Consider the following 24,568-nt stretch of genomic DNA (forward strand, 5'->3'; position numbering starts at 1 on the left):
TTCGCACTGATATATTCAGGTAGATGGGTCTATTTAAAGCTAACAACGTTTGAGTCAGCTGGCTCCATTTGTTTTTTCCTTTCATTCCACACTAAATCGCAAATACCATCTGTTGGATTGAACCCTGTAGGCGCGTCCAGCAGTAACTCTCGGATCATTTCGTGATCAAAATTGTGGCAGGCGATATCAAGTGCTTCCAAAAACACATTGAGCTCTGTCAATGGCAGCATAACTTCTTTGGCTGTCATTATTCTTTGGTGACTTGTTTGTCCAACATTATCTCCAATCAAAAGCTCTTCATACAGTTTTTCCCCAGGTCTTAGACCTGTGCACTGGATCTCAATATCTCCGTGCGGGTTTGACGTACTCTTCACTTCGAGTCCTGATAAGTGGATCATTTTCGTCGCCAGATCTTTTATCTTCACAGACTCACCCATATCCAAAACAAAAACATCACCACCTTTGCCCAAGGCACCTGCTTGTATCACGAGCTGTGCCGCTTCTGGGATGGTCATAAAGAACCTTGTGATGTCAGGGTGGGTTAATGTAATGGGTCCACCTTCTTTTATTTGTCGACGGAACAAGGGAACCACCGAGCCAGATGACCCTAAAACATTACCAAAGCGGACCATACAAAATCTCGTTTGATGTATACCTTTTTCTTTATCTTGAGCGAGCCCTTGAAGACATAGCTCCGCCATCCGCTTAGTCGTCCCCATCACATTGGTTGGACGAACAGCTTTATCCGTACTTACTAAAACAAAAGTTTCTACTTTGGAATTAATGGCTGCTTTCGCTGAGTAATAAGTGCCAAATACATTATTTCGCACCCCTTCAACCACATTGTGCTCAACTAATGGCACATGTTTATATGCAGCGGCGTGATAAACCGTCTGCACACCAAATGCCATCATGCAGGTTTCTAGGCGATTGATATGCTGAACAGAGCCCATTATCGGGATTAATTCAATCCCCAACTCTTTGGAGTTTATAATTTCGCTAAGCTCTTTTTCTATTGAGTAAAGGGCAAATTCTGTGAGTTCAAACAACACCAGTTTTTTTGGCGCTTGTTTTATAATTTGACGACACAATTCAGACCCAATTGAGCCACCAGCGCCCGTGACCATAACTGACTTGCCTTTAATGTTGGCATCTAATAACTCTTGACGTGGAGTCACAGGATCGCGGCCAAGTAAGTCTTCTATTTCAACATCTTTTATTTCGTCTAATGTCGCTCTCCCTTCTACAACGTCAGCCATACCTGGAATGGTCATTACTTCTACAGGTAAGTTTTCTAATTGTGAAAGGATCTCTCTACGGCGTGCACGACTCTCACTTGGCATCGCCATCAGTATTTTTCTCACCTTCTTACGCTCAATTAAGCTGAATATACCATCGAATGAAATTACGGGGATCCCTTGCAATATCGCGCCCTGTTTCGACTTATCATCATCGATAAACGCACTTACATAATACTCCTCGCCTGCGCCTATCGCTGGTGCCAATTGCCGACCAGCTGAACCTGCACCATAAATCACTACTGGTGTTTTATTTACCGTTGCAAGCCTGCCTACCATTGCCCGCACCATAATTCGAGAGCCACCGACAGAAAGCACTAACAGCCAAGCGTAAATAATAGGCATGGTACGAGGGATGGAGACATTGGTGAAAAAAGACGACAATACAAGCACAACTGTGCTAATAACTGTTCCTACTACGATTGCGCCAACCGCGTGAGCGCCAACGTACCTCAATACTGCGCGATATAACCCTAAATTTACAAACGCAAACAAACTGACCGGTAAAATTAAAGCAAGTAACAACCAATTTTTTATTTCAAAGAATGGCGCTAAGCTATCAAGTCTTACAACTAGTGCTAACCAAAATGCACTAAAAATAAATATAGAGTCGATAACAAGCGTTAAAATTCGCTTTTTTGAACGGGAAGTATTGAGTAAAGTTCGGAACCAACTATCCACTGTAAATCCTTGAGCTAACGTAATTCGGTTTTACGCTGTAATAATAAAGTTATAGAAGTTAAATATACACATTTATTCAACTTCTGTCATTTTAGAAGCACTCACTCTGTGTGATCTCACCTTCATCACTGGGTGTGAAAAATACGCTTTTGTGCTTCTAAAGAGTTTGTAAAAGATCTCGGTTTGTATAAAAACTAGTGTTTTTTAACTCTGTCACCGCTTCCTTTACCTGCGACTGTCATAATAATGTATTTGAAGTAGTTGCCTATGCTCATCGTTGCAATCATCTCATTGTCTGTTTTTGCCAGTAGCTCAGGCGTAGACATATCGATCTCATTTACTTGCGATAACCCTGTAATGCCAGGGCGAACTGCATAAACATTCTGTGCATCACGCGCTTTAGTCAGCTCATCTTGATTGAACAACCCAGGTCTAGGTCCCACTAAGCTCATTTCTCCTTTAAGCACGTTCCACAATTGCGGTAACTCATCTAATTTAGTTTTACGTAAAAACCCACCTAATGGCGTGATAGAAGCTTGCGTTGCCAAATGCGTTGCTACAGATGCCGTATCGACTTTCATCGTCCTGAATTTAACCAAAATAAAGGGCTTTTTATTTCTACCAACTCTCTCTTGAGTAAAGATAGGTGATCCTGTATCAAAAAGACCTATGATAAAAATTAGGACTAAAAAAGGAAACGCCACAATCAAGCCAAATAAGGCCAGTAAAAAATCTAATAATCTTATCATTTTAAAATTCCATTAAGCTCGATTAGCCGACAACTTAAACCCTTCCTCAATTGAATGAGGTGGTTTCCAGTTTAATGTTTTCTTTGTGTGCTCAATATCTACTTGTAATGAACCTGTCAGCCTATCAATTACATCTGACTTGCCAAGCAACCTTCCCGCCAACAAAAAGAGTACACTAGGCACGGGTAATGAATAATCGGTTTTCCCCTGTACCCTCGCCATTAACGCAATCATTTCAGCAGTCGAAACATCGTGATCATCACTCACTAAAAAAACCTGATTTGCAGCCATCGGATGCGAGATGCAGGTCTCGATAAGATCAACTAAGTTATAAACCGACACTAAACTGCGCTTGTTTTTATTAATCAATCTAAATGGTAACGGAAAACCTTTACCAACACATTTCATCAATGATGCAAAGTTTGCTTTGACGCCTCTGCCATATACAAGCGGGGGACGGATAATCACGACTTCCATACCCGTCTGTGCACTCAATGACCTGAGTTGTGATTCGGCTTCCGCTTTTGAAATACCATAAGGGTCTTCGGGCTTAGACTCATCAGTTGATGAAAAAGCACTTCGACCAGAGGTCTTTTCACCATTGACTTTGATTGTGCTCACAAAAATAAAGCGTTTAACACCAGCGTCAGCGGCTTGGCGTGCTAAATTTAGCGTGCCAGCAGTATTGACTGCTCTAAATGCTTCTAGCGGCTCCGCTGCATCGTCATTCATAACATGAACGCGCGCTGCGGAATGAATCACCACCTCAACTCCATTTAGCGCGTCACTATAATCTGACGTCGCATCTATATTGGATTTATACACCTTACCCTGGCTTGACGCTTTTCTCCCCAACAAATTCAGTTCAAAAGCATCTCCAAGGTGATCTATTAAATGACCACCAACAAACCCGGAATAGCCAGTCACAAGTAACTTAGACTTCATTTTTAGGCCTTTTAACTAGCTCAAAAAGCTTAAATGGGATCTTAGTTAGTAAAAACAACAAATTTGTATAAATGCTGTTTTCTAAACAAGCCTTTACAATTTCTTGATTCAGCCTTATCGAACTCTGAATTCCCGACGTGCTGACCCCGCCATCTCTCATCCGTACCAGTGTTTTTGCAACATGTTTAAACGACAACTTATGAACCAACAGTAATCTAACAAACATCTCGTAATCGGCAGAAATTTTATAGTCTAGTTTATACAAACCATGCTTATCGTAACTGCTTTTACGAATGAAAGTGGCTGGATGAGGAGGCATCCAACCAAATCTAAGTTTCCAAGGTGCAAACTTAGGTAACGAGTAGAAGCGCGTAACTTTAGATAAATTATCTGCATTCACAAAGACGAGATCGCCAAACACAATATCTGTTGCATCATCAAACTCAGATACGATGCTTGCAACGGACTCTTTTGTTTCATAAAAATCATCAGAGTTTAAAATACCAACAACGTCACCAGTAGCCGCTTCAACGCCCTTATTCATAGCATCGTAAATACCACGATCAGGTTCGCTGATCAAAACATCGATATGTGCTTTGTATTTATCAACTATTTTCAGCGTATTGTCTGTAGACCCGCCGTCGACAATAATGTATTCAATGTCATCATATGTCTGAGAGACAACCGATCTGATTGTATCTTCGATCGTTTCTGCACTATTGTAGCAAACAGTAACAATACTTACTTTCATCCACGCGTTTCCACAATTAATTTTAAAACATCTTCTACAAGTGCTTGAGCTTTTGTCTCAGATTCAGATTCAGCATAACACCTCAGCTCAGGTGCATTTCCTGATGGTCTCAGGTGGACAATCTCATTGCTTTGAGTTGTGAGCCTTAAACCGTCTGTAGTGCATACTGCTTTCAGTGTACCAATTGCTAACGAGGTTAAAAATTCAGAGGGATTTTCACCTAAATCAGCAATTAGTTTTGCACTTTTTTCACGAGCAAAGTCTTTTAATCTGTCACTAGCGGTATAGCGCTGTGGCAGTGACGCCTTCAGCTCTGTGAATAGTTTATCTTGCGCAATGAGCATAAGCGCTGGTAATACAGCATCTCTTGTTGGAAGGGCTTTAATGAGCTTGCCATTAAATTCGAAGTCACTGGCCAATAAGTAGCCGCCATTGGCTTCAAAGCCTGCGACTTGACTGTATTTCTCGGTCAGAGCTGCAAACGCTTCAATGACATACGGTGAGCCAATCTTGGTACGTACAACTTCCTGGAACTCATTTGACAGCTCCATAGCTGTGTTACAGCTAACCGGTGTAGCCAATGCTTCGATACTGAGCGCTTGGCTGCAAAGCAGACCTAAAATATCGCCTCTTAGCCACTCACCATCTTCTCCGGCAACAAGGGGTCTATCACCGTCACCATCAGTCGAAAATAACATATCTAGCTGAAGCTCAGAGACCCACTTTCTGGCTCTCTCTTTATCCTCTTCTGATACAGCCTCAGTATCGATCGGAATAAACTGCTCACTTCGACCCAAGCTAATTACTTGTGCACCAAGCTGCTCAAATAGAGTACGGTATATGTCGCGCCCAGCACTTGAGTGCTCGTAAATACCTATCTTTTTACCCGCCAGTACGTCGCTAGAAAAAAGCGTAGTATAACGCGCTATATACAGCTCCGAAGCTTTACCGCTTTGGGCTAAGTTCACATTGGCAAGGTCTATATTGTTAACGCTCACTTCGGCGCTTAAAATAGCCAATTCATCTTGCTTAGTGATCTCCCCATCTGGCCGATAAAACTTGAGACCATTTCTGTCAAATGGGATATGACTACCTGTGACCATAATACACGGCATATCATCTTGCATTGCGGTATAAGCCAGTGCTGGGGTCGGAACCACGCCATAATAAACAACATCAATATTCAGCTGTTGCAAGCCAGCTGCACAAGCTTGTGCAATTTCAAAACTGCTTGGGCGGTTATCAATAGCAATAGCAATCGTTTTAAAGCTAAACTTGTCTTTTATACTGTGAGCAAATGCGATTGAAAAAGCGGCACACACTTGTGGTGTAAAGTCGACCACTAACCCCCTTGCTCCACTAGTACCAAAAGCAATACCGCTTTGCTCAATTATATTCCGTGTATTCATCATTACTTTACTCGTCCATATCGGTCTTCAAAGCGTACGATATCATCTTCCCCAAGGTAAGAACCGGATTGAACCTCAATAAGTTCTAAGTCTACTTTGCCTGGGTTTTCCAAAGCGTGTACTGCTGTAATAGGAATATATACAGATTCATTTTCAGTCACGAATTGCTCTGTATCATCAATTTGCACTTTAGCCGTACCTGATACCACTATCCAGTGCTCAGCTCTATGATGGTGCATTTGGACCGATAATTTAGCTCCCGGCTTCACGGTAATACGCTTCACCTGAAAACGTTCGCCGTTATCAACCGAGTCGTATTTACCCCACGGGCGGTATACTTCGCGGTGGAAGGTCACTTCGGAGCGGCTATCTTCTTTAAGTTGACTGACGATTTGCTTCACTTTCTGAGACTCGTTTTTGTGAGCCACTAACAAGGCATCTTTTGTGTTTACAATAACCAAGTCTTCAACACCTACGGTTGCTACTAGCTTATCTTCACCAAATACCAAGGTATTTTTCGTATCAACAGCTTTCACATCCCCAATAAAGGCGTTGCCATTGTCATCTTGCTCAGATACCTCCCAAAGCGCAGCAAAGCCACCCACATCATTCCAACCGGCATCCATAGGTACAACGACAGCATCTTTGGTGTGTTCCATCACTGCGTAATCTATAGACTCATCAGGACATGATTCAAATGCAGCTCTATCAACACGTACAAAGTCCATATCATTATTTTGCACCTGTACAGCTTGCTCACAGGCTGCATATATATCCGGGCGATACGTCTTCAGCTCATTTAAATAACGGCTCGCTTTAAATAAAAACATACCGCTATTCCAGTAATAATTGCCACTTTCTACGTATTGTTTAGCAGTAGCCAAATCTGGCTTTTCGACAAACTTATCCACCACGAAGCCACTGTCAAACGCATCACCGCGTTTGATATAGCCATAACCCGTCTCAGGTGTGTTACCAACAATGCCAAAGGTTACTAATTTACCTTTTTCAGCTAGTAACTTAGCTTGATTTACACTGTCTTGAAATGCAGCTTGATCTTCTATGACATGGTCGGCGGCTAGAACCAGTAACATCGGATCTTCACCGTTTTCTACAGCTTTGAACGCGGCCAAAGCAATAGCGGGAGCCGTGTTACGGCCAACAGGCTCCAAGAATATGCCACTGTGCTCGGCATTGAGCTGCCTAACTTGCTCTGCTGCAATGAAGCGATGCTCCTCGTTACAAATTAACATCACAGGAGAGTGCTCTAGTCCGTTCAGTCGAGCAACGGTCTCTTGCAACATAGTATTATCACCATGAAGCTTTAAAAACTGTTTTGGGTAATTCCCACGAGAAAGAGGCCAAAGACGAGTACCAGAGCCTCCTGCCATAATTACTGGAAGTATCATTTTTTATTCCTGTGTGTTCTGTAACTTTTCAAAGTACCATTTGGTATGTTTATGTACTTTAGGGTCCATCAAAAGCTGTTCTACATTAAACCATTGATATTTACCGTGTTGAACATCCACTGGCAGCTTTTCAAGCTGTTTGTTCAATCTAAGTACATATGCAATCGCAACGTAATGCGTGCTGAAGTCTTGGCCAAAAACGTTGTCATGATAGAAGTGGTCATAGGGACCTAGCAGTTCCGACTCGGTGATAGAAAACTGCTCACCCAACTCTTCTAACGTTAGCCTTTCAAAGGCATTGGCCAACGACTCATCCTTTTGGATACGTCCTCCTGGAACAAACCAGTTGCCTTGAGCAGGGCGATTTAGCCTCTGCCCCAACAAAGCTTCTCCATGCTGATTTAAAATCACTAAATCAATAGAAACTAAAGGCGTACTCTCAATAACAGTTGAAAATGTATTTTTATCAAGAAACATGGCAAAACCAATTACTTTCTGAAGTTATCTTGATTTGCCAAAAACCATTCGTAAGTTGCTTTGAGACCTTCTTCCAACGAAATCGAATACTCCCAACCTAAAGACTTAAGGCGAGAAACATCCATTAATTTACGAGGTGTTCCGTCAGGTTTCGAAGTATCAAACTCAACCGCGCCTTCAAAGCCAACAACTTTTGCAACTGTTTCAACTAGCTCTCTGATCGTACAGTCGACACCTGTACCAACGTTAATATGACTTAACATTTCTTGCGTGTTTGCGTGGTAAGTTTCTGAGTCTAGGTTCATCACATGAATTGACGCGGCAGCCATATCATCAACGTGTAAAAACTCACGCATTGGTTTGCCACTACCCCAAGCCGTTACCTTGTCGTCACCCGCCAACTTGGCTTCGTGAAAACGACGGATCAGCGCAGGGATAACGTGCGAATTTTCAGGGTGGAAATTGTCATTCTCACCATATAAATTTGTTGGCATAACAGAACGGTAGTTACGACCATATTGGCGGTTGTATGACTCACATAACTTGATACCCGCAATCTTAGCGATGGCATATGGTTCGTTTGTCGGTTCCAATGTACCAGTGAGCAGAGCACTTTCTGCCATAGGTTGCTCAGCAAACTTCGGATAGATGCAGCTCGAGCCTAAAAATAGTAGGTCATTGACACCTGATAAATGCGCACCATGAATAATATTATTCTGGATAGTCAGGTTTTCATAGATAAATTCTGCAGGGTAAGTGTTATTTGCAACAATTCCACCCACTTTAGCCGCGGCTAAATATACTTGATCAATATCATTTTCTTGGAAAAAGCTAAAAACCGCTTCTTTGTCCAACAAATTCAATTCGGCGCGACTGCGGGTGATCACCTCTATATTTTGGGCTTCCTTTAGCTTCCTAACAATAGCACTACCAACCATGCCATTATGCCCTGCGACAAAAACAGTTTTATTTTTCATCTTCTTTCCATTATAAAACCCAGCAGGTGCTGGGTTATTAAACACTCAATGATAAAAATGAGGTGTTATTCCACCGATACACTTACATCATAACCATGTGATTTCAATATTGCATGCTGCTTAGCTTTCGCTAAGTCGTGCTGCACCATTTCAGCACACATTTCTTCAACAGTGATCTCTGGTACCCAACCTAGTTTTTCTTTCGCTTTTGTTGGATCACCTAATAGTGTTTCAACTTCAGCTGGGCGGAAGTAACGCGGGTCAACACGTACGATAACATCGCCAACTTTCAATGCTGATGCATTGTCACCTTCAATCGCTACAATTGTTGCGATTTCATCAACGCCTTTACCGCTAAATTCAAGTCTAATACCTAGCTCTTTTGCAGATAAGGTGACAAACTCACGTACAGAAATTTGCTTACCTGTTGCGATAACAAAATCTTCAGGTTGATCTTGCTGTAACATCATCCATTGCATGCGTACATAGTCTTTTGCGTGACCCCAGTCACGTAAAGCATCCATGTTACCTAGATATAGACACTTTTCTAAACCTTGAGAGATATTGGCTAGGCCACGTGTAATTTTACGTGTTACAAACGTTTCGCCACGGCGAGGTGATTCATGGTTAAATAAAATACCGTTACAAGCATACATACCATAAGATTCACGGTAGTTTACCGCAATCCAATATGCGTACATTTTAGCTACTGCATAAGGTGAACGAGGGTGGAAAGGAGTAGTCTCTTTCTGTGGTATTTCTCGTACTTCACCGTATAACTCTGAAGTTGATGCTTGATAGAATTTTGTTTTCTTTTCTAATCCAAGGAAGCGGATCGCTTCAAGCAAACGCAGAGTACCTATTGCATCTACATCAGCAGTATATTCTGGCGCTTCAAATGAAACAGCTACGTGGCTTTGTGCACCTAAATTGTATACTTCATCTGGCTCTACCTCTTTTAGAATACGAGTCAAGTTAGAAGTATCTGTTAGGTCACCATAGTGCAAGAAAAAATTAGGGCTTTCTTCATGTCTGTCTTGGTAAATGTGGTCTACGCGTTCAGTATTGAAGCTCGAAGCACGGCGCTTTATTCCATGTACTTCATAACCTTTTTCTAATAAAAATTCAGCTAAGTAAGAGCCATCCTGACCCGTCACACCAGTGATTAAAGCTACTTTTTTACTCATTATTCACCCTAAATTATATTCAATATTTTTAAAAAGCTCTCGCTGTGCTTTTTAACGTCCATTTTTTCTATTACAGAATTTCGAGCACACAGGCTCATATCCCTCTTCTCTTGAGGTGTCAAGTTTAAGTAGGTTATTAAGTTTTCTGCAACACTTTTAGAATCACCAATGGGAGAGCAATAGCCATTGTCTCCCTCTGATATAACATCCTTCGCGATACCTGTTGAAAATGACAAAACAGGTAAACCACTCATCAATGCCTCTACAACCATCATCGGCCCACTGTCTTCAAGCGATGTGCTTACAAAGATATGGGCCTGAGAATAAATATTACTGAGCTCTTCGTCAGAATTAGCATACTCTATAAATTCACAATCGAACTTAAAAAGGCGTCTAATCTCTTCACTTACGCCAGGTATGAGAACTTTAACATGTTCAGCCATGGATTCAAACGGCACTTGTTCGCTTAAATAATCAATGGCTTTAATAAATTCCTGCAATCCTTTTCGCTTATTTTTAAAATTAGCAGCACCAAAAAGTATTACAATCTCTTTATCAAATTCTCTCGTTTGATTAACAGAAAACACATTAGAATCAATTGGTAAATAACAAGTATGTATATCTGAAAAACCCAGTGCGCTCAGCTTTGCTTGCGACTCAACAAACCTGTTGGGCACAATTAAATCAATATCACATTTTTGAATAATTTGTGCTTTTTCTGCAAAATAGTTTGATACAAGCTTCGATGCCAGAATATTTGTCGTTGCAGGGCACTGTTTGCAGCTACTGCCATATCCCTCGCAACCCCAAGAATAGTGGCAACCACCTGTAAACGGCGCCATATCCATGGAAAACCAAAATATCTTTTTAGCAGTGCTATGATTACTCAGCCATTCAATGTGTTTGTGCGAAATAAATCCTGATACCCAGTGCAGCACTATTATGTCAGGTTCAAAATCCAAGGAGTTGTAAAACTCGTAGAAGTTGTCCACAGCAGGATCACTGACTTCATAAGCACAGTATTTATCCTTAAAGTGCAGTTTACGCTTAACAACGCTTAAACCTTTACTCAAAAAACTATATGAATCCGACATTGCAAATACGTCACTGCCCTCGCTCGGAGCTCCGTATCTGACCAGCATTTTTGACTCTATGCCACTCTTTCTCATTAAGTCGTGTATCCTGAATGTCGCTTTACCTGCACCGCCATTCAGATTGGTACTAATATGAAGTATCTTCATTTTATTTGTTGCTGACATTACTATGGCTGCGTAAAAACTTTTCCATTGCCTCTACCATCAGGTTAATATTTACTTTGTTTTTTATAACCGAACGCGAAGCTGCACCCATTTCTTCAAATGAGTCTTTTTTCAGAGCTTTGAGCAGTACCTGTCTTAAATCATCAAAATTCTCAGACTCAAATATGTAGCCATTTACATCATCTGTCACCAGATCACGCTCTGTACCATCACCTTGAGACACGATACAAGGAAGCTCGAAGCTCATCGCATGATTAATTGCCAGCCCGCCTAAAGAAGGCAGCACAAACATCTCCGCCAAATGCATCACTTCAGCTAACTCGACCCCTGATTTATGGCCTACGAAAAGAATATCAACATTATTGTTTTGCGCTAGGCGACGAATACTCTCGACGTAATCCTCAGCTCCGCCTCCCACAACAATCAACTGTACATTCTCAACATTAGCAAGCGATTCAACCAACTTGTCTAACCGCTTTGAAGGGATGATCCGACCAAGATACACCAGCCTGCGCTTTGACATATCGACGCCTAGTGCCTCTGTAATTTCAGATAGCTTGTCTTCATCGTAGCTTTTTACAACGTCCAAATCCTCAATAGCCTTGTTGGTATCAATTGAGTTGTGCGCCACTGTAAGGGAATTAACACCAAGAGATTGGTAGTAAGACTTAGCGGTTGACGAGTAACACGCTACACCATCAAGTTGAGCGACTAATGTACGCTGGATCTTGGCATGAAGATCTCGCTTAAAACCAGCTCGATTTGGCATCTCCCCCATCCCCCAACCAATCACAGGGATCCCTTTCTTTTTACAATGCTTAATCAGCAAATAATTACTCAGCATTCTTGGCGTAGGTGTGATCACAACCACATCAGGTTCGATGTCTTCAACAAATTTCTTCCAATTGCTGTCGTAACTGACCCGATCACCTAAGTGGTAATTTATTTCTGATTTGAGGTGCTTCTTTATCGATACTTCCTCAAAACACTTCATGTTTTCATTTTCGCTGGGCGTACCTGTCGCCAAGAAAACATCTATTTTGGTATTTAGTTGCTCAAAGAATTCCTTGCGAAAAAGGGCAGGAACACGTTGAAAGAAAAGCACCTTCATCACTGACTCTCAATATTTTTATTTGTCTCAATATTCATTGATGCTCTTACTATAAGAACAACAAACATGCTATATGACACTACATATATAAAATCACGCTGCAGCAGTAACATACCAAAGCCGACGACTGCCAGATATTTAGCGCCTTTTCTGACAGTGCTAAACAAAATAAGCAACACGGTGTAGTACACACATGAAAGAAGTAAACCCATTCTCACTAGCTGACTCAAAGGGTTTGAACCTATTTCTGGCAAGCCACTCGATCTCATATATTCTACAGAATTAAGATAAGAATCTGGTGACAAGCCCCAAATAATGACTTTACTATTGTTCATAAGTATTTCTATTGCAGCAAAAATAGACTCACTTCGGTTGTCTCCCTTCATCATGCCGTCATCCCCTATTTGGAATCGATTTAAGAAGACCTGCTGAAAGAGTTCAAACGAACTACTATTTTTAATCAATAAAAATGACAAAAACAGTATTAAAAACATCACGAGTATGCGCCGAGTATCAGGGCGTTCACTCAAAAAGTAAAAGATGACAAATACAACATGAGCTATGCTCAATGTACACATCCCCAGTACAAGTAAAGCCCAGCTAATATTATTACTTTTGTTATATATCTTTCTCAGTGTCACAACAGCGCAAATGAAAAAGCTAAATGCGCCTGGCTCATCAAAAATACCACTTGGCCGTATCAAGCCACTCCAATAGCTATTCGTCATCGTGCCAAAAAACACATAGTTTAAGCGTCCATCCGGGTTCGGGAAGGTGAATATCGGACCACCACCTAAAACCACATAAAACATGGACAAAACAGCCCCTATACAGAGAAAGAGCATGAAATAGCTGGCTAGATCAACAAAATCACTGACATCATCCCTAGTACAGACAGATCCCAGCAGCAGTGCTACGTAAAAATAAATTGGTACACTGACTACTCGCATATCCTGCCAGTAAAGAGCTGATACACTAAATAGTAGAAAAACAGCTAGCATAGGATAAAAGCCAGCATAAATATTTATCTTTCTCAGTCCAAAAACTAAGTAAACAATCGTGACCAATGCAATAAAGAGCGTAGGCAGCTTTGCTCCCCCTAAGTAGTATGCACAAATAGGGGAGATAAATATTAATGAGTTAAAAAAGAGTGCATACTTCATTTAACCCCCAAAGCTGCAAATGCTTTTAAAAACCTCTTTTGCCAACTGTGCTCTGAGGCAGCTCTCTCTCTGGCCGCATGTTTAATTTGTTCGCGCAATGCCGCGTTGTCATCTCGCAGGTAAAAACGACTCTTCTCTACAAACTCATCCATTGAATCATATAAAACAATTTCTTTATCTTCTTCAAAATAATCTTGGATCTCATCGGTACGAGAAGCGATTTGCAATCCACCACTCATTGGAATTTCAAACGTACGCAAATGCAGCTTATGAATAGGTTTAGCCAATAAATAAGTGTTCCAAAGCTCTGTAATATTCAGAGACATCTTACTGCGGCTGTATGTTTTCGCGACCTCTTCAAATGACAGGCTAGAGCGGTTCTTTATCAATACTTGTAACGAGTCAGAGATCTCAAATTTCTTAGTCGACTTGATCGCGGCCGCTTTAAGCGCCTGTCTACCAATTGGAAATGAAGACAGTCGATAAACATTGTCTAAACTAGAAGAAAGGTTCGCGAGTAAATTCTTTGCAGGATTTTCCCCCTCTGCTGAAGGAGAGTTGCCACCATACAACCTAACGTCAATATCGCGCTTTAGAATTTCTTCGACTTTATTTATGCGACCCCCGTAAACTGTGCCCACAAACGCCATCCCAGATAACTCTTCACCGCTCGTAGGCTGATAAGTGAATGGGTTAGCCGCATACGGCATAAACATGGTGTTTGCGCCCCACTTATCAAACAAATATTTAGTCTCATGTGAAGTGAGCCAGACAAGATCAAAGTAGGTGCTGCATTTTTTATGTTTAAACGGGACTGATAAGTTATCAAAACAAATGAGCAGGCTCGGTACACCTTTTTTCTTCATGGCATCGCGAACGTCACTTGTCATAACTTGGTCGTCACAAGCTGAAATAAAGATATCAAAATCACTACCAAGTAATGTAGATGAAATTAGCTCGGCTGACCCCTCTTTGTCGGAGTAGTTAACTTCTAGGTATTCTATTTCATAACCAGCACGCTGCCATTCGTCAATGTAATTGACGGCCTGCCACTGAGTCATGTTTCCTGAGCCTTTATAGCGATTATATAATATTTTCATTTACTTAGCCCAAACTCCTTTAGCTTGAGTGTTCAGGAGCTTTGATACCTGCACACTAAAAACAATTACTGACGGTACGTTTACAATTATTGATATCATTAGCGCGTGCTCAACGGTTCCGTTCATGACTTTTAGAACCCACACAGTGGCTACTATATTTACGACAGCTGCAAAACTGGCAAATATAAGCTGGACAAAGACCGCGCCATATCCATTGAGAAAAGATGATAACAATTGCAAATAAATTAAAATCCCGGTGTACACGGCCATAAGCAGGATACTATTACTTTGAAAGGAAACCGTATCGCCTAGCCATATGGGAGCTACATATTGGAAGCTGAAATACAGCACCAGTAGCATCAGAAATATGCCCGAGAATAACTTTAACAGTTTTTGATAAAAGCGCCTCAACTCACTCAAGTCACCACTATTTTTTAGGGATGTGATCGCCGACCAAACTGGCGCGACTAGAATACTCGAGGCAAATACGGCAATTCCAAAATACTTTTGTAAAACCGCATACTGCGTCGCAGAAATTGCCGCATCATATTTATTAAGCAGAAATATATCAGTCGAATACAAACATACAGCGCAAATTTGTATTAAGAAAATTTTTCCACCTAGGTTGAATACAGACTTAAGCTTGTCAAAATGGAAGCACTTTAAACTTGGCTTCAACTCCGGAGCCAATGAAATAAAAACATACAAGTTAAAGAGCACTAGCACTAAAAAGTTAGCTGCATTTATCACAAAACCATATACGATAAAGGCTTCGAAACCGCTTTCTCCGTGATAGTTGAATGTAAACACAACTATCAATCCCAATAACTGCTGGGCAAGGAAAACATAAGTTGAGTGTTGAGACTTGTGATAGCTAAACGATACGTTAACGCAAAGTTTGAAAAACAACGTAGTTAAAAACGTCACTATCGTTAATTGGATAATTGCCACAGAATCATCAACACTGACCAAATTTGGATCCAGCGAAAACACACTTTCCCAATTTATAAACTGAGAAAAAACAACAAAAGCAACAATGAGCCCCGAGCAAATAGCCGCTAAAGAAATATACGCAGTTGAGACATATTCTTTTGCTTTTTGATAATCCTTTTCGGCAAGGGACTCGGAAAGCTTATTTCGCAACCCACCGCCAATACCAAAATCCAGCATCGAAAACCAGGTTACGAATGTGTACAAACTCATCCATAACCCATATTTTTCACCACCTAAAAACCGGATGGACACAGACACCAACAAAAAGCCAACCAGTGCTGAAAAGACTTTTGCGACACCGCCACTGATTATCTGCTGAAGAAAGTTAATTTTCATTTGCTGTCTCAGAAGCGCCGATTTTTCTTAAGTTTTCAACGTTACCATTGAAAAGATTGTAATATTCCCTCACATTCACCGATATTGCGCTTCTTTGGGCGCAACTTTTTTGCGACTTAATCGCGGCAAAAATCTTTTCTGCCATTTTGCCTGCATCACTCGGCGCAACAACTTCACCATTGTCTGGAAACATTTGTGCGATTTCACTGGCGACACCAACTTCTGTGGCGACAAATGGCACACCACACATCTGCGACTCCAAAACCATCATTGGACCTGAATCATCCAAAGAGGTATTAAACAGCAGATCTGCGCTGTTGTATAAAGCAATTAATTGCTCATCGTTTTTTGCAAAGCTAAAAATCTTAAGCGTAATATTCTTAAAGCTTTGAAAATCAGCTTCAAAGTCAGCGCTCGGGACCAGCACCTCGACTTTTTGATCTATTTCATTCAAAAATGAATCTAGTATTGCCAATGCTCTTAGAGCATCTCGATACCCTTTGCGCTCATCAGAACGCTTATAGGCCCCCATTAGAACCTTAAAACTCCCAGAGCTCTGCGCCTTGGGACGATATTCAAATTTTTTACTAATTGGTGGACGTGTCATGAGGTAGTCTGCAAATTGAAGCGCAGAATCCTTAGCTTGATCTAGTAAAAACTTGCTTGATGCCATGGCATAAGGCGCCAATCGAATGCTATACCTGACTTGTTTAAAGTGGTGTTCCGCTATTTTAACCCGATACTGCTCATTGCTTGTCTCGGGACAGTTTGCACAAATTTTTTTGTATTGTTCACAACCGTGACTAAAATGACAACCGCCAGTCAACATGGCCATATCCATAAGATAGTAAACTATCTTTACATCCATTTCTCTACACACATTCTCAATCAGTGAGATATCAATGAAGCCAGCTATCCAATGCAGCACAACAATATTGGTGTCTTGTGTAATGACCTCTCTGAGCGCGGTTTCATCCAGTACATTGCCGTTGCCAACTAAAGAATAAAAAGAGTTTCTGTTCTTCAGAAATAAAGACTTCTTAAAGTTGTCATACCGGTTTATTGGCGCATTAAAAATTCGCTTAATTTTGGATGACTTTGAATAGACATGGCTTGACGTACTTCTTTTATTTAAAACATACAGCTTTGAATTAAAGTCAGCAGAAAGGCATTCTTCATGGACTCTGAGGGCAGCGAGTCCTGCGCCCCCAAAGTCATTCGTAGAAAAGTGAATAATATTTAACATTACAAACTCTTTAAATAAAATTCCTTAATCGTAGCAATTACTTTTTCCACTTCTGAGTTATCTAGATCTGGATATAACGGGAGTCTGACTAACACATCCGTATAGCGATCGGAGTTTGGTAATTCGCGCCCATCATGTTTCGCACTAAAGTAATCACTTTTATGTAAAGAAGAATAGTGGAATACGATTTTAACCCCGTTTGATTTACAAAACGCAATCAAGTTATCACGCTCTTCCAACGAGTTACATAATAGATAAAACATGTGCGCATTATTGGTCGCATAACTCGGCAAGTATGGCAGCCCAACAACACCCTGTTCACCTAGACTGTTAAAGCCTTCTTGGTACTTTTCCCAAATTTCAATTCTGCGCGCCTGAATCGTGTCCAACTCTTCCAGCTGAGAAAATAGCAATGCCGCATTCAATTCAGACGGTAAAAATGATGAGCCGATATCAACCCAACCATATTTATCTACTTCGCCTTTAAAGAACTGCTTTCTATTGGTTCCTTTCTCGCGGATGATTTCAGAGCGGTCTGAATACTCATCATCATTTACCAGTAACAGTCCACCTTCGCCACTAATAATATTTTTAGTTTCGTGGAACGAATAGGTACCGAATACACCAAGAGTACCTAGCAGTTTACCATTGTGATATGAGTCAATTGCTTGAGCCGCATCTTCTACAACCGGAATGCCATCGGCCACAGATAAGATCTCATCCATATCACAGGCGATACCCGCATAGTGTACGATCACGATAGCCTTGGTTTTTTCAGTAATTGCAGACGCAATGCTCTTAGGGCAAATGTTTGGGTTTTCCGCGCTACTATCGGCAAAAACCAGTTTTGCACCACGTAATGCAAATGCATTCGCTGTGGAAACAAAAGTATATGAAGGCACAATAACTTCATCACCAGGCTGAATATTCAGAAGTATAGCCGCCATCTCTAATGAGTCGGTGCATGACGTTGTCAATAGGCTTTTATTAATACCATAATGGTTTTCAAAAAATGATGAACAGGCGTGTGTGTAATAACCGTCACCGCTTAACTTTTTTCTTTTTAATGTATCTAACTGATACTCGCCCGCTTTAGGGCCGACGTAAGGGATATTAAATTCAATCACTATTTAAACCTACTTCTAAATTTATTTACTCTAATCGCTTGGCCCTGACTATCGCGCATCGATAGAATTTTTATTAAGCCTTTACCACAAACTATTGTCGCAATTTGATCTTTCAAAAAGATAACCTTGCCGATAGCTCTGTTTTCTATATGCACGTCTTCAACAACTTCTACTTCATCAATAAAGACATGTTCGTCGTTTAGATACGCTTGCGCTCCCATATACGGCGCACCAACAGAGTTGACATGTCTCTGTATCTGTTCTGCACTCAAAGAGAAATCGATAAAGTAATCTTCATTGTCGCGCCACAGGCTGTAGGTTGCTTTTGATTCATCCTGTACCGAAGTAGTCAATTTACCATCGGCAATTGCATTTGCGACTTTAACCGACAGGCTTTTATATAAGCCAGAAACCAGCTCAATGGCGTTAGATATTTTAATCGGGTAAGAAACATCCGCAATTTCCTGAGCCACGATGGGCCCGGTATCATAAGTTTCCTCTGCAATTATCGCCGTTACTCCAACTTGTTCATCACCGTTTAGTAGCGCAGATACAAGTGGGTTAAATCCACGATATCTCGGTAAGATTGAGTCGTGCATTACAATGATACTGTCCATTGGCACATCATTTATGATCCTTTGCCAACCAACTGCTACAGTGTAAGAAATAGCTTCTAACCCCATACTTTTATCAAACGTTTTTATCTCATTTGACTCACAATATGTTTGAATTTCAGAGCTAAAGTCATTCACTACATTGGCATCTTTCCCTATCGAGACAATAATCCCTTCATTCCCCAAAACAGAGTGGAATCCCTTTAGAGACTCCAGCCCTTTTTGACCCTGAACACAAAGCCTAAACATTATCATCTACTCCGAATAAATTGTCTGTAGTTGTTGGAGGTAAACGTCTTTATGGTGAATTTGATGTAATTTTTCGATATTCATCGAAGCTTGATCCGCACTGAGCATCAAGTTATTTTCGTCGACTTTGTTGATATCTTTAACCGTTATACCAACAGAATCGAAATATGCCCATTGGGTTACATCTCCACGCAAATATACCGTTTTTCCCTTGCTCAATAATTGCAGTGTATTGCCCATAGCTTGTTGCCTACGATGGCCATATACTGCAATATCTGCTTCAGCAATCATGGCTAAATATTCTTGCAGCGGTAAGTAATCCAAAATCGGAGTGATTACATCTTCTCCAAATTCTTTTTTATATTGTTCGATTACCTGACCAGCATACTTATTGTCACCATAAGACAAAGGTAAATACAGCTTGCCAATGGCCCCCTTCCACTCCCTGAGAACTTGCAATAGTTCTAAGTGATTGTTTTGAGGATCAGCTGAATTACCGACAACCAACACCTTCTTTTCACTATCAGCTGGCTTGCTTATAGAATGCACATTTGGATCACCAACTATGATGTTGCTTGGATATAGTAAGCAGGGCATATATTCAGCTTCAGTCTGGTACCATTGCTGAGCTAATTGATAGTCACCTTTAACGTAAGTTGCTATATTACCGAGCTTTTTTATTACTCTTTTACGAAAAAATTCGTTGAATGCATTTTGCTTACGCTCTTTGTAAACGTACAAATCACCGCCCCAAAGAAACCACGTGCACTTTTTTAAAAGCCATGGCATAGCGCTCAGCAACATCAAAAGCCGATTATCAAACAGTCCATGCAGCATGATTTTATCTGCAGTAAACAAACGTTTTAGCAGCGCTGCATAGCCACACAAGTAGCTTTTTGCACTCTTATTGACGATATGTACGTTGCTATTATTTATTACTGACTCTTTCGCAGAACCACCAAATAAAAAATAGCTATGCTCATGCAAGCCATCGAAATGCGAATTTAAATCAATAAAATCTTCGTAAAATCGGCTTGCATGACTGACATGAAGTATCTTCATACCTAACTAGATAGCTCTCTTCAGGTATGCACCGTAACCATTTTTAGAGTACAGCTTGATAGCTTCTTCGTATTTTTCTTGCGAGATCCAGCCTTGGTTATATGCAATCTCTTCTAGACATGCGATTTTATAACCTTGCCTTTTCTCTACTGTATGTACGAATTGAGAGGCTTCCATTAGCGACTCGTGTGTGCCCGTGTCTAACCAAGCAAAACCTCGCCCTAGTAGCTCAACACTCAAAGCTTGTTCTTCTAGATAGAGATTATTCAAACAGGTGATCTCTAACTCTCCACGTGCTGATGGAGTCAACGACTTAGCTTTTTCTACCACTGAGCTGTCATAGAAATAGAGTCCTGTTGCGGCAAAGTTAGATTTAGGTGCCTGTGGTTTTTCTTCAATAGAAATCACTTTGTTGGAGTCATCAAACTCTATAACACCAAAGCGCTCAGGATCGTTCACCTCATAGCCAAATAGCACTGCACCTCGCTCTTCTTGTACTGACTGCGCAGCTGCTAAAAGCTTAGGTGTGAATGTTGCGCCATAGAAAATATTGTCACCTAGCACCATACAAACGTCATCATCACCAATGAACTCTTCACCGATAATAAACGCTTGAGCTAAGCCTTCTGGTTTCTCTTGAATAGCAAACTCTAAATTCAATCCGAAATCTTCACCATTTCCCAACAAACGCTTAAAGCTTGCTTGATCTTCTTCTGTAGTAATGATCAAGATATCTTTAATATTGGCCAACATTAATACCGATAACGGATAGTAAATCATTGGTTTATCATAAATTGGCAAAAGCTGCTTAGAGACACCTTTTGTGATTGGGTAAAGCCGAGTACCTGAGCCACCAGCGAGTACAATACCTTTCATCGTATTTCCTTTTTAAGAGTTTTCATTTCCAAGTCGTTGGCGTGCATATGAACCATCTAATACAGATGTCCACCAGCTTTCATTGGCTAAATACCATTCAACTGTTTTTCTCAGGCCGGTCTCAAAAGTCTCTTTTGGCGTCCAGCCTAAATCTTTTTCTATTTTTGCAGCATCGATCGCATAACGAACGTCATGCCCAGGTCTATCTGTTACAAACTCGATTAAATCGGCATAGTTTTCAACGCCTGCCGGTTTTTCAGGTCTGATTTCCTCAAGTAGGCCACATATAGTTCTAACCACTTGAATATTTGCAACTTCATTGTGTCCGCCGATGTTATATGTTTCACCAATTTTGCCGTTGGTCGCGACCAGGAATAGCGCTTCGGCGTGATCTTCAACATACAACCAATCTCTAATTTGCTCACCGTTACCATAAACTGGCAGCGCTTTGCCCTCTAGTGCGTTGAGGATCATCAGTGGGATTAGTTTTTCAGGGAAGTGATATGGTCCATAGTTATTTGAGCAGTTTGTCACTACAACAGGTAAACCATACGTTCTGTTCCAAGCTCTAACCAAGTGGTCGCTAGAAGCTTTCGATGCTGAATAAGGGCTGCTTGGAGAATACGATGTTTCTTCGGTAAACAAATCATCCGTCCCATCCAGATCACCATAGACCTCATCAGTAGAAATATGATGAAATCTAAATGCGCGCTTTTGTGCTTCTTCTAAGCCATTAAAGTACTTACGTGCAACGTCTAACATTACGTATGTACCAAAAATATTTGTTTGAATGAACTCTGCTGGTCCATCAATAGATCTATCTACATGTGACTCAGCGGCTAGGTGCATCACAATGTCAGGCTTATGTTCTGAAAAGACTTGTGTTATATGTTCTTGGTCACATATATCAGCTTTAACAAAAGCAAAACGTTCACTCTCAGACACATCAGCTAACGAATTTAAATTACCTGCATAAGTTAGCTTGTCTACAACAACTACTGAATGTTCAGTGCTATTAATAATATGTCGAACCACAGCTGAACCAATAAAGCCAGCGCCTCCAGTTACAAGGTATTTCATTTACCAAGCCCCTTTTGTATCTATTACACGTCCCTTGACGCTTCTATTCTTAAACTCTTTATGATCAACTAATAAAACGTATATATCAGCTTCATCAATGGCCTGTTCAAACTCTAACATCTCTATTCCCTTACAGCTTGTAGGCAATGTATCTATATTAGGCTCAACAGCAACAACTCTACCGCTATGAATGTCAGCAACCCGTTTCGTAATTTCTAACGCTGGGCTTTCCCTTAAATCATCAATGTCAGGTTTAAATGTCAGGCCAAAACATGCGATTGTAATATCTCGAGAAGCTTTGTCTGGTTCATTTAACAATAGATCTGCAATTTCCATTTTTACTTTATCGATGACCCACTCAGGTTTTGCATCATTCACCTGGCGAGCTGTTTGAATCAGCTTCGCTTCATCAGGTGTTTTTGAAACGATGAACCATGGATCAACTGCGATACAGTGACCACCAACACCCGGTCCTGGATTAAGGATGTTTATTCGCGGGTGGCGGTTTGCAAGTGAGATTAACTCCCAAACGTCGATATCTAGCTTGTCACAAATCACTGATAATTCATTGGCAAATGCGATCTGAACATCACGACACGAGTTTTCCGTGAGTTTTGCCATTTCCGCAGTGCGTGCATTTGTTGTTACACACTCACCTTCAACAAAAGTCTCATATAACTCAATTGCTAAGGCCGAACACTTCGGCGTCATGCCGCCAATTACGCGGTCATTTTTAACTAACTCGCGAACAACATGTCCTGGCAATACTCTTTCAGGACAGTGGGCGACACGAATATCAGACGCTTCGCCAACGTGTTGTGGGAAGCTCAAATCTGGGCGATGTTCCGCTAACCAATCTGCCATTTGCTCAGTGGCACCTACAGGCGCAGTCGACTCTAATATGACCAAGTCGCCTTTTTTCAAAACTGGTGCAATAGCTTCACTTGCAGCTTGGATATATGACAAGTCAGGCTCAGGTATTTCTGAGTTGCTATTTGTAAAAGGCGTAGGCACTGCAATTAAAAATGCGTCTGCGGCTTGAGCCGACGTCGTCGCAGTCAAATAACCTTCTGTAACCGCTGCATGAACAATCATATCGAGCTCTGGCTCTACAATATGAATCTCCCCTCGGTTTATCGTGTCAACTGCGTGCTGATTTACATCAACACCTATGACTTTCTTTTTTCGCGAAGCAAACATCGCAGCCGTTGGCAAACCTATATAACCAAGACCAATTACAGAGATTGTGTTCAAAGACATGAGATCCCTTTTACAAGTTTAATGTTCAATTTTAAATATTTAGATCTAATAAAGGCAAAAACGAAACTGTACTAAGCTTTTGCTAAAGCATCGCAAATTCGCTGGCATGCTTTTCCATCACCATACGGGTTATGCGCTCTAGCCATCTTTTCGTAGCTTAGCTCGTTTGTTAGTAGCTCATTGATTGATGACGTGATCAGTTCCACATCAGTCCCAACTAGCTTAACCGTACCAGCCTCTACAGCTTCCGGACGCTCAGTCGTTTCCCGCATAACAAGTACGGGCTTTCCAAGACTAGGTGCTTCTTCTTGAATGCCGCCCGAGTCAGTTAGAATGACATGAGCGCGATTCATCAAATAAACAAATGGCAAATACTGTTGAGGTTCAATTAGATGGATATTGTCCAAATTTTTCAAAATGCGGTTTACTGGTTCCTGAACATTTGGGTTTAGATGAACTGGATATAAAATTTGCGCATCAGGGTGAGCTTTAGCGGTACGTGCCAACGCCTCACAAATACGCTCAAATCCACCACCAAAACTTTCACGGCGATGTCCTGTAACTAGGATTAACTTTTTATCTTCATCTAAAAACGGAAACTGTGCCGACAATGTATCTGACAGGTCTGCATTTTGCTCTATTTGCTCTTTAACCATCAATAGCGCATCGATAACAGTATTTCCTGTCGTGTAAATATTTTCTTCGCTAAAGTTTTCCGCCAACAAATTTTGTTTTGATGTCGCCGTCGGCGTAAAGTGAAATTGAGTAAGTGCGCCTGTCAGCTTTCTATTTGCTTCCTCAGGCCAAGGCGAATATATGTTGCCAGTACGCAGTCCAGCTTCAACATGGCCAACCGCGATTTGCTCATAGTAGGCAGCTAAACTCGCTGCAAACGTAGTTGCCGTATCACCATGTACCAATACCACATCAGGCTTAAACTCTTTCAAGATCGGCGTGATATTCAGTAGGATTCTACTAGTTACTTCTGGCAGTGTTTGCCCTGCTTGCATGATATCCAAATCATAATCAGGGTTTATTTTGAATAACTCCAATACCTGATCTAGCATTTCTCTATGCTGCGCAGTCACACATACTTTAGCTTCAAAGCGCTCATCGCTCGCTAATGCATGAACTAGAGGCGCCATTTTAATTGCTTCCGGTCTAGTACCAAAAACGGTTAACACTTTCATAAAAACTTCCCATGTAAGC

Annotated in this window: 22 protein-coding genes; all 22 read right to left on the bottom strand. The window is 41.1% G+C overall.

The features are described 5' to 3' along the window. Positions 1–29: 29 nt before the first annotated feature. Positions 30–1,979, bottom strand: a complete 1,950-nt coding sequence (locus tag MHN81_RS04480; RefSeq protein WP_023397380.1) for a nucleoside-diphosphate sugar epimerase/dehydratase — start codon at positions 1,977–1,979, stop codon at positions 30–32. A gap of 194 nt (positions 1,980–2,173) precedes the next feature. Then, positions 2,174–2,728, bottom strand: a complete 555-nt coding sequence (locus tag MHN81_RS04485; protein ID WP_023397379.1) for a sugar transferase — start codon at positions 2,726–2,728, stop codon at positions 2,174–2,176. A gap of 12 nt (positions 2,729–2,740) precedes the next feature. Next, positions 2,741–3,673, bottom strand: coding sequence for an SDR family oxidoreductase (locus tag MHN81_RS04490; protein ID WP_023397378.1), 933 nt, complete (start codon positions 3,671–3,673; stop codon positions 2,741–2,743). After that, on the bottom strand, positions 3,663–4,424 hold the full coding sequence (locus MHN81_RS04495) for a glycosyltransferase family 2 protein (RefSeq protein ID WP_023397377.1): 762 nt from the start codon (positions 4,422–4,424) through the stop codon (positions 3,663–3,665). The genes MHN81_RS04490 and MHN81_RS04495 overlap by 11 nt, the downstream gene beginning before the upstream one ends. Next, positions 4,421–5,836 carry a phosphomannomutase gene (locus tag MHN81_RS04500; protein WP_239425108.1) on the bottom strand — a complete coding sequence of 472 codons (1,416 nt, stop codon included), beginning with the start codon at positions 5,834–5,836 and terminating at the stop codon, positions 4,421–4,423. The genes MHN81_RS04495 and MHN81_RS04500 overlap by 4 nt, the downstream gene beginning before the upstream one ends. Continuing rightward, on the bottom strand, positions 5,836–7,242 hold the full coding sequence (locus tag MHN81_RS04505; RefSeq protein WP_023397375.1) for a mannose-1-phosphate guanylyltransferase/mannose-6-phosphate isomerase: 1,407 nt from the start codon (positions 7,240–7,242) through the stop codon (positions 5,836–5,838). Before MHN81_RS04505 ends, MHN81_RS04500 begins: the two co-directional genes overlap by 1 nt. Before the next feature lie 3 nt (positions 7,243–7,245). Further along, the gene (locus tag MHN81_RS04510; RefSeq protein WP_023397374.1) at positions 7,246–7,719 is read right to left on the bottom strand and encodes a GDP-mannose mannosyl hydrolase; all 474 of its coding nucleotides are present in this window, start codon (positions 7,717–7,719) and stop codon (positions 7,246–7,248) included. Between the two features lie 11 nt (positions 7,720–7,730). Continuing rightward, positions 7,731–8,696 carry a GDP-L-fucose synthase gene (locus tag MHN81_RS04515; RefSeq protein ID WP_023397373.1) on the bottom strand — a complete coding sequence of 322 codons (966 nt, stop codon included), beginning with the start codon at positions 8,694–8,696 and terminating at the stop codon, positions 7,731–7,733. A 65-nt stretch (positions 8,697–8,761) separates the two neighbouring features. Continuing rightward, a complete protein-coding gene (gene gmd / locus MHN81_RS04520; protein WP_023397372.1) occupies positions 8,762–9,883 on the bottom strand; it encodes a GDP-mannose 4,6-dehydratase in 1,122 nt (373 codons plus the stop codon). 8 nt (positions 9,884–9,891) lie between these two features. After that, positions 9,892–11,124 carry a glycosyltransferase gene (locus MHN81_RS04525; protein WP_172642395.1) on the bottom strand — a complete coding sequence of 411 codons (1,233 nt, stop codon included), beginning with the start codon at positions 11,122–11,124 and terminating at the stop codon, positions 9,892–9,894. A 1-nt stretch (position 11,125) separates the two neighbouring features. Further along, complete coding sequence (locus tag MHN81_RS04530) at positions 11,126–12,253, bottom strand: glycosyltransferase family 4 protein (RefSeq protein WP_023397370.1); 1,128 nt, start codon at positions 12,251–12,253, stop codon at positions 11,126–11,128. Continuing rightward, complete coding sequence (locus tag MHN81_RS04535; protein WP_023397369.1) at positions 12,253–13,416, bottom strand: hypothetical protein; 1,164 nt, start codon at positions 13,414–13,416, stop codon at positions 12,253–12,255. The genes MHN81_RS04530 and MHN81_RS04535 overlap by 1 nt, the downstream gene beginning before the upstream one ends. Then, complete coding sequence (locus MHN81_RS04540) at positions 13,413–14,516, bottom strand: glycosyltransferase (RefSeq protein WP_239425109.1); 1,104 nt, start codon at positions 14,514–14,516, stop codon at positions 13,413–13,415. The genes MHN81_RS04535 and MHN81_RS04540 overlap by 4 nt, the downstream gene beginning before the upstream one ends. Then, positions 14,517–15,845 carry a hypothetical protein gene (locus MHN81_RS04545; protein WP_239425111.1) on the bottom strand — a complete coding sequence of 443 codons (1,329 nt, stop codon included), beginning with the start codon at positions 15,843–15,845 and terminating at the stop codon, positions 14,517–14,519. It abuts the gene before it with no gap. Beyond that, on the bottom strand, positions 15,835–17,091 hold the full coding sequence (locus MHN81_RS04550; RefSeq protein WP_023397366.1) for a glycosyltransferase: 1,257 nt from the start codon (positions 17,089–17,091) through the stop codon (positions 15,835–15,837). Before MHN81_RS04550 ends, MHN81_RS04545 begins: the two co-directional genes overlap by 11 nt. After that, positions 17,091–18,218, bottom strand: coding sequence for a dTDP-4-amino-4,6-dideoxygalactose transaminase (rffA, locus tag MHN81_RS04555; protein WP_239425112.1), 1,128 nt, complete (start codon positions 18,216–18,218; stop codon positions 17,091–17,093). Before rffA ends, MHN81_RS04550 begins: the two co-directional genes overlap by 1 nt. Next, entirely contained in the window at positions 18,218–19,081 is an 864-nt protein-coding gene (locus MHN81_RS04560) for a formyltransferase family protein (RefSeq protein ID WP_023397364.1), read from the bottom strand. The genes rffA and MHN81_RS04560 overlap by 1 nt, the downstream gene beginning before the upstream one ends. Positions 19,082–19,087: 6 nt before the next feature. Next, positions 19,088–20,143, bottom strand: coding sequence for a TDP-N-acetylfucosamine:lipid II N-acetylfucosaminyltransferase (locus tag MHN81_RS04565; protein WP_239425114.1), 1,056 nt, complete (start codon positions 20,141–20,143; stop codon positions 19,088–19,090). A 6-nt stretch (positions 20,144–20,149) separates the two neighbouring features. Beyond that, positions 20,150–21,019, bottom strand: a complete 870-nt coding sequence (gene rfbA / locus MHN81_RS04570) for a glucose-1-phosphate thymidylyltransferase RfbA (RefSeq protein WP_023397362.1) — start codon at positions 21,017–21,019, stop codon at positions 20,150–20,152. Between the two features lie 12 nt (positions 21,020–21,031). Beyond that, positions 21,032–22,099 (bottom strand): dTDP-glucose 4,6-dehydratase, encoded by a 1,068-nt coding sequence (gene rfbB, locus MHN81_RS04575; protein ID WP_239425116.1) that lies wholly within the window; start codon positions 22,097–22,099, stop codon positions 21,032–21,034. Next, entirely contained in the window at positions 22,100–23,359 is a 1,260-nt protein-coding gene (gene wecC, locus MHN81_RS04580; RefSeq protein WP_239425117.1) for a UDP-N-acetyl-D-mannosamine dehydrogenase, read from the bottom strand. It lies immediately after the preceding gene. Positions 23,360–23,430: 71 nt separating this feature from the next. Beyond that, the gene (gene wecB / locus MHN81_RS04585) at positions 23,431–24,549 is read right to left on the bottom strand and encodes a UDP-N-acetylglucosamine 2-epimerase (non-hydrolyzing) (protein ID WP_023397359.1); all 1,119 of its coding nucleotides are present in this window, start codon (positions 24,547–24,549) and stop codon (positions 23,431–23,433) included. Positions 24,550–24,568: the final 19 nt, after the last annotated feature.

Origin of the sequence: Pseudoalteromonas sp. Of7M-16, from assembly GCF_022347805.1 — a bacterium.
Classification (GTDB): domain Bacteria; phylum Pseudomonadota; class Gammaproteobacteria; order Enterobacterales; family Alteromonadaceae; genus Pseudoalteromonas; species Pseudoalteromonas luteoviolacea_F.

Bases quoted from the DNA above. Each gene is read 5' to 3' on its own strand.
- gmd (WP_023397372.1), bottom strand. From the start codon at position 9,883: ATGAGTAAAAAAGTAGCTTTAATCACTGGTGTGACGGGTCAGGATGGC.
- MHN81_RS04545 (WP_239425111.1), bottom strand. From the start codon at position 15,845: ATGAAAATTAACTTTCTTCAGCAGATAATCAGTGGCGGTGTCGCAAAA.
- MHN81_RS04495 (WP_023397377.1), bottom strand. From the start codon at position 4,424: ATGAAAGTAAGTATTGTTACTGTTTGCTACAATAGTGCAGAAACGATC.
- MHN81_RS04515 (WP_023397373.1), bottom strand. From the start codon at position 8,696: ATGAAAAATAAAACTGTTTTTGTCGCAGGGCATAATGGCATGGTTGGT.
- wecB (WP_023397359.1), bottom strand. From the start codon at position 24,549: ATGAAAGTGTTAACCGTTTTTGGTACTAGACCGGAAGCAATTAAAATG.
- rfbA (WP_023397362.1), bottom strand. From the start codon at position 21,019: ATGAAAGGTATTGTACTCGCTGGTGGCTCAGGTACTCGGCTTTACCCA.
- MHN81_RS04560 (WP_023397364.1), bottom strand. From the start codon at position 19,081: ATGTTTAGGCTTTGTGTTCAGGGTCAAAAAGGGCTGGAGTCTCTAAAG.
- MHN81_RS04540 (WP_239425109.1), bottom strand. From the start codon at position 14,516: ATGAAAATATTATATAATCGCTATAAAGGCTCAGGAAACATGACTCAG.
- MHN81_RS04525 (WP_172642395.1), bottom strand. From the start codon at position 11,124: ATGAAGATACTTCATATTAGTACCAATCTGAATGGCGGTGCAGGTAAA.
- MHN81_RS04510 (WP_023397374.1), bottom strand. From the start codon at position 7,719: ATGTTTCTTGATAAAAATACATTTTCAACTGTTATTGAGAGTACGCCT.
- MHN81_RS04505 (WP_023397375.1), bottom strand. From the start codon at position 7,242: ATGATACTTCCAGTAATTATGGCAGGAGGCTCTGGTACTCGTCTTTGG.
- rfbB (WP_239425116.1), bottom strand. From the start codon at position 22,099: ATGAAATACCTTGTAACTGGAGGCGCTGGCTTTATTGGTTCAGCTGTG.
- MHN81_RS04535 (WP_023397369.1), bottom strand. From the start codon at position 13,416: ATGAAGTATGCACTCTTTTTTAACTCATTAATATTTATCTCCCCTATT.
- MHN81_RS04490 (WP_023397378.1), bottom strand. From the start codon at position 3,673: ATGAAGTCTAAGTTACTTGTGACTGGCTATTCCGGGTTTGTTGGTGGT.
- MHN81_RS04550 (WP_023397366.1), bottom strand. From the start codon at position 17,091: ATGTTAAATATTATTCACTTTTCTACGAATGACTTTGGGGGCGCAGGA.
- wecC (WP_239425117.1), bottom strand. From the start codon at position 23,359: ATGTCTTTGAACACAATCTCTGTAATTGGTCTTGGTTATATAGGTTTG.
- MHN81_RS04500 (WP_239425108.1), bottom strand. From the start codon at position 5,836: ATGATGAATACACGGAATATAATTGAGCAAAGCGGTATTGCTTTTGGT.
- MHN81_RS04565 (WP_239425114.1), bottom strand. From the start codon at position 20,143: ATGAAGATACTTCATGTCAGTCATGCAAGCCGATTTTACGAAGATTTT.
- MHN81_RS04485 (WP_023397379.1), bottom strand. From the start codon at position 2,728: ATGATAAGATTATTAGATTTTTTACTGGCCTTATTTGGCTTGATTGTG.
- MHN81_RS04530 (WP_023397370.1), bottom strand. From the start codon at position 12,253: ATGAAGGTGCTTTTCTTTCAACGTGTTCCTGCCCTTTTTCGCAAGGAA.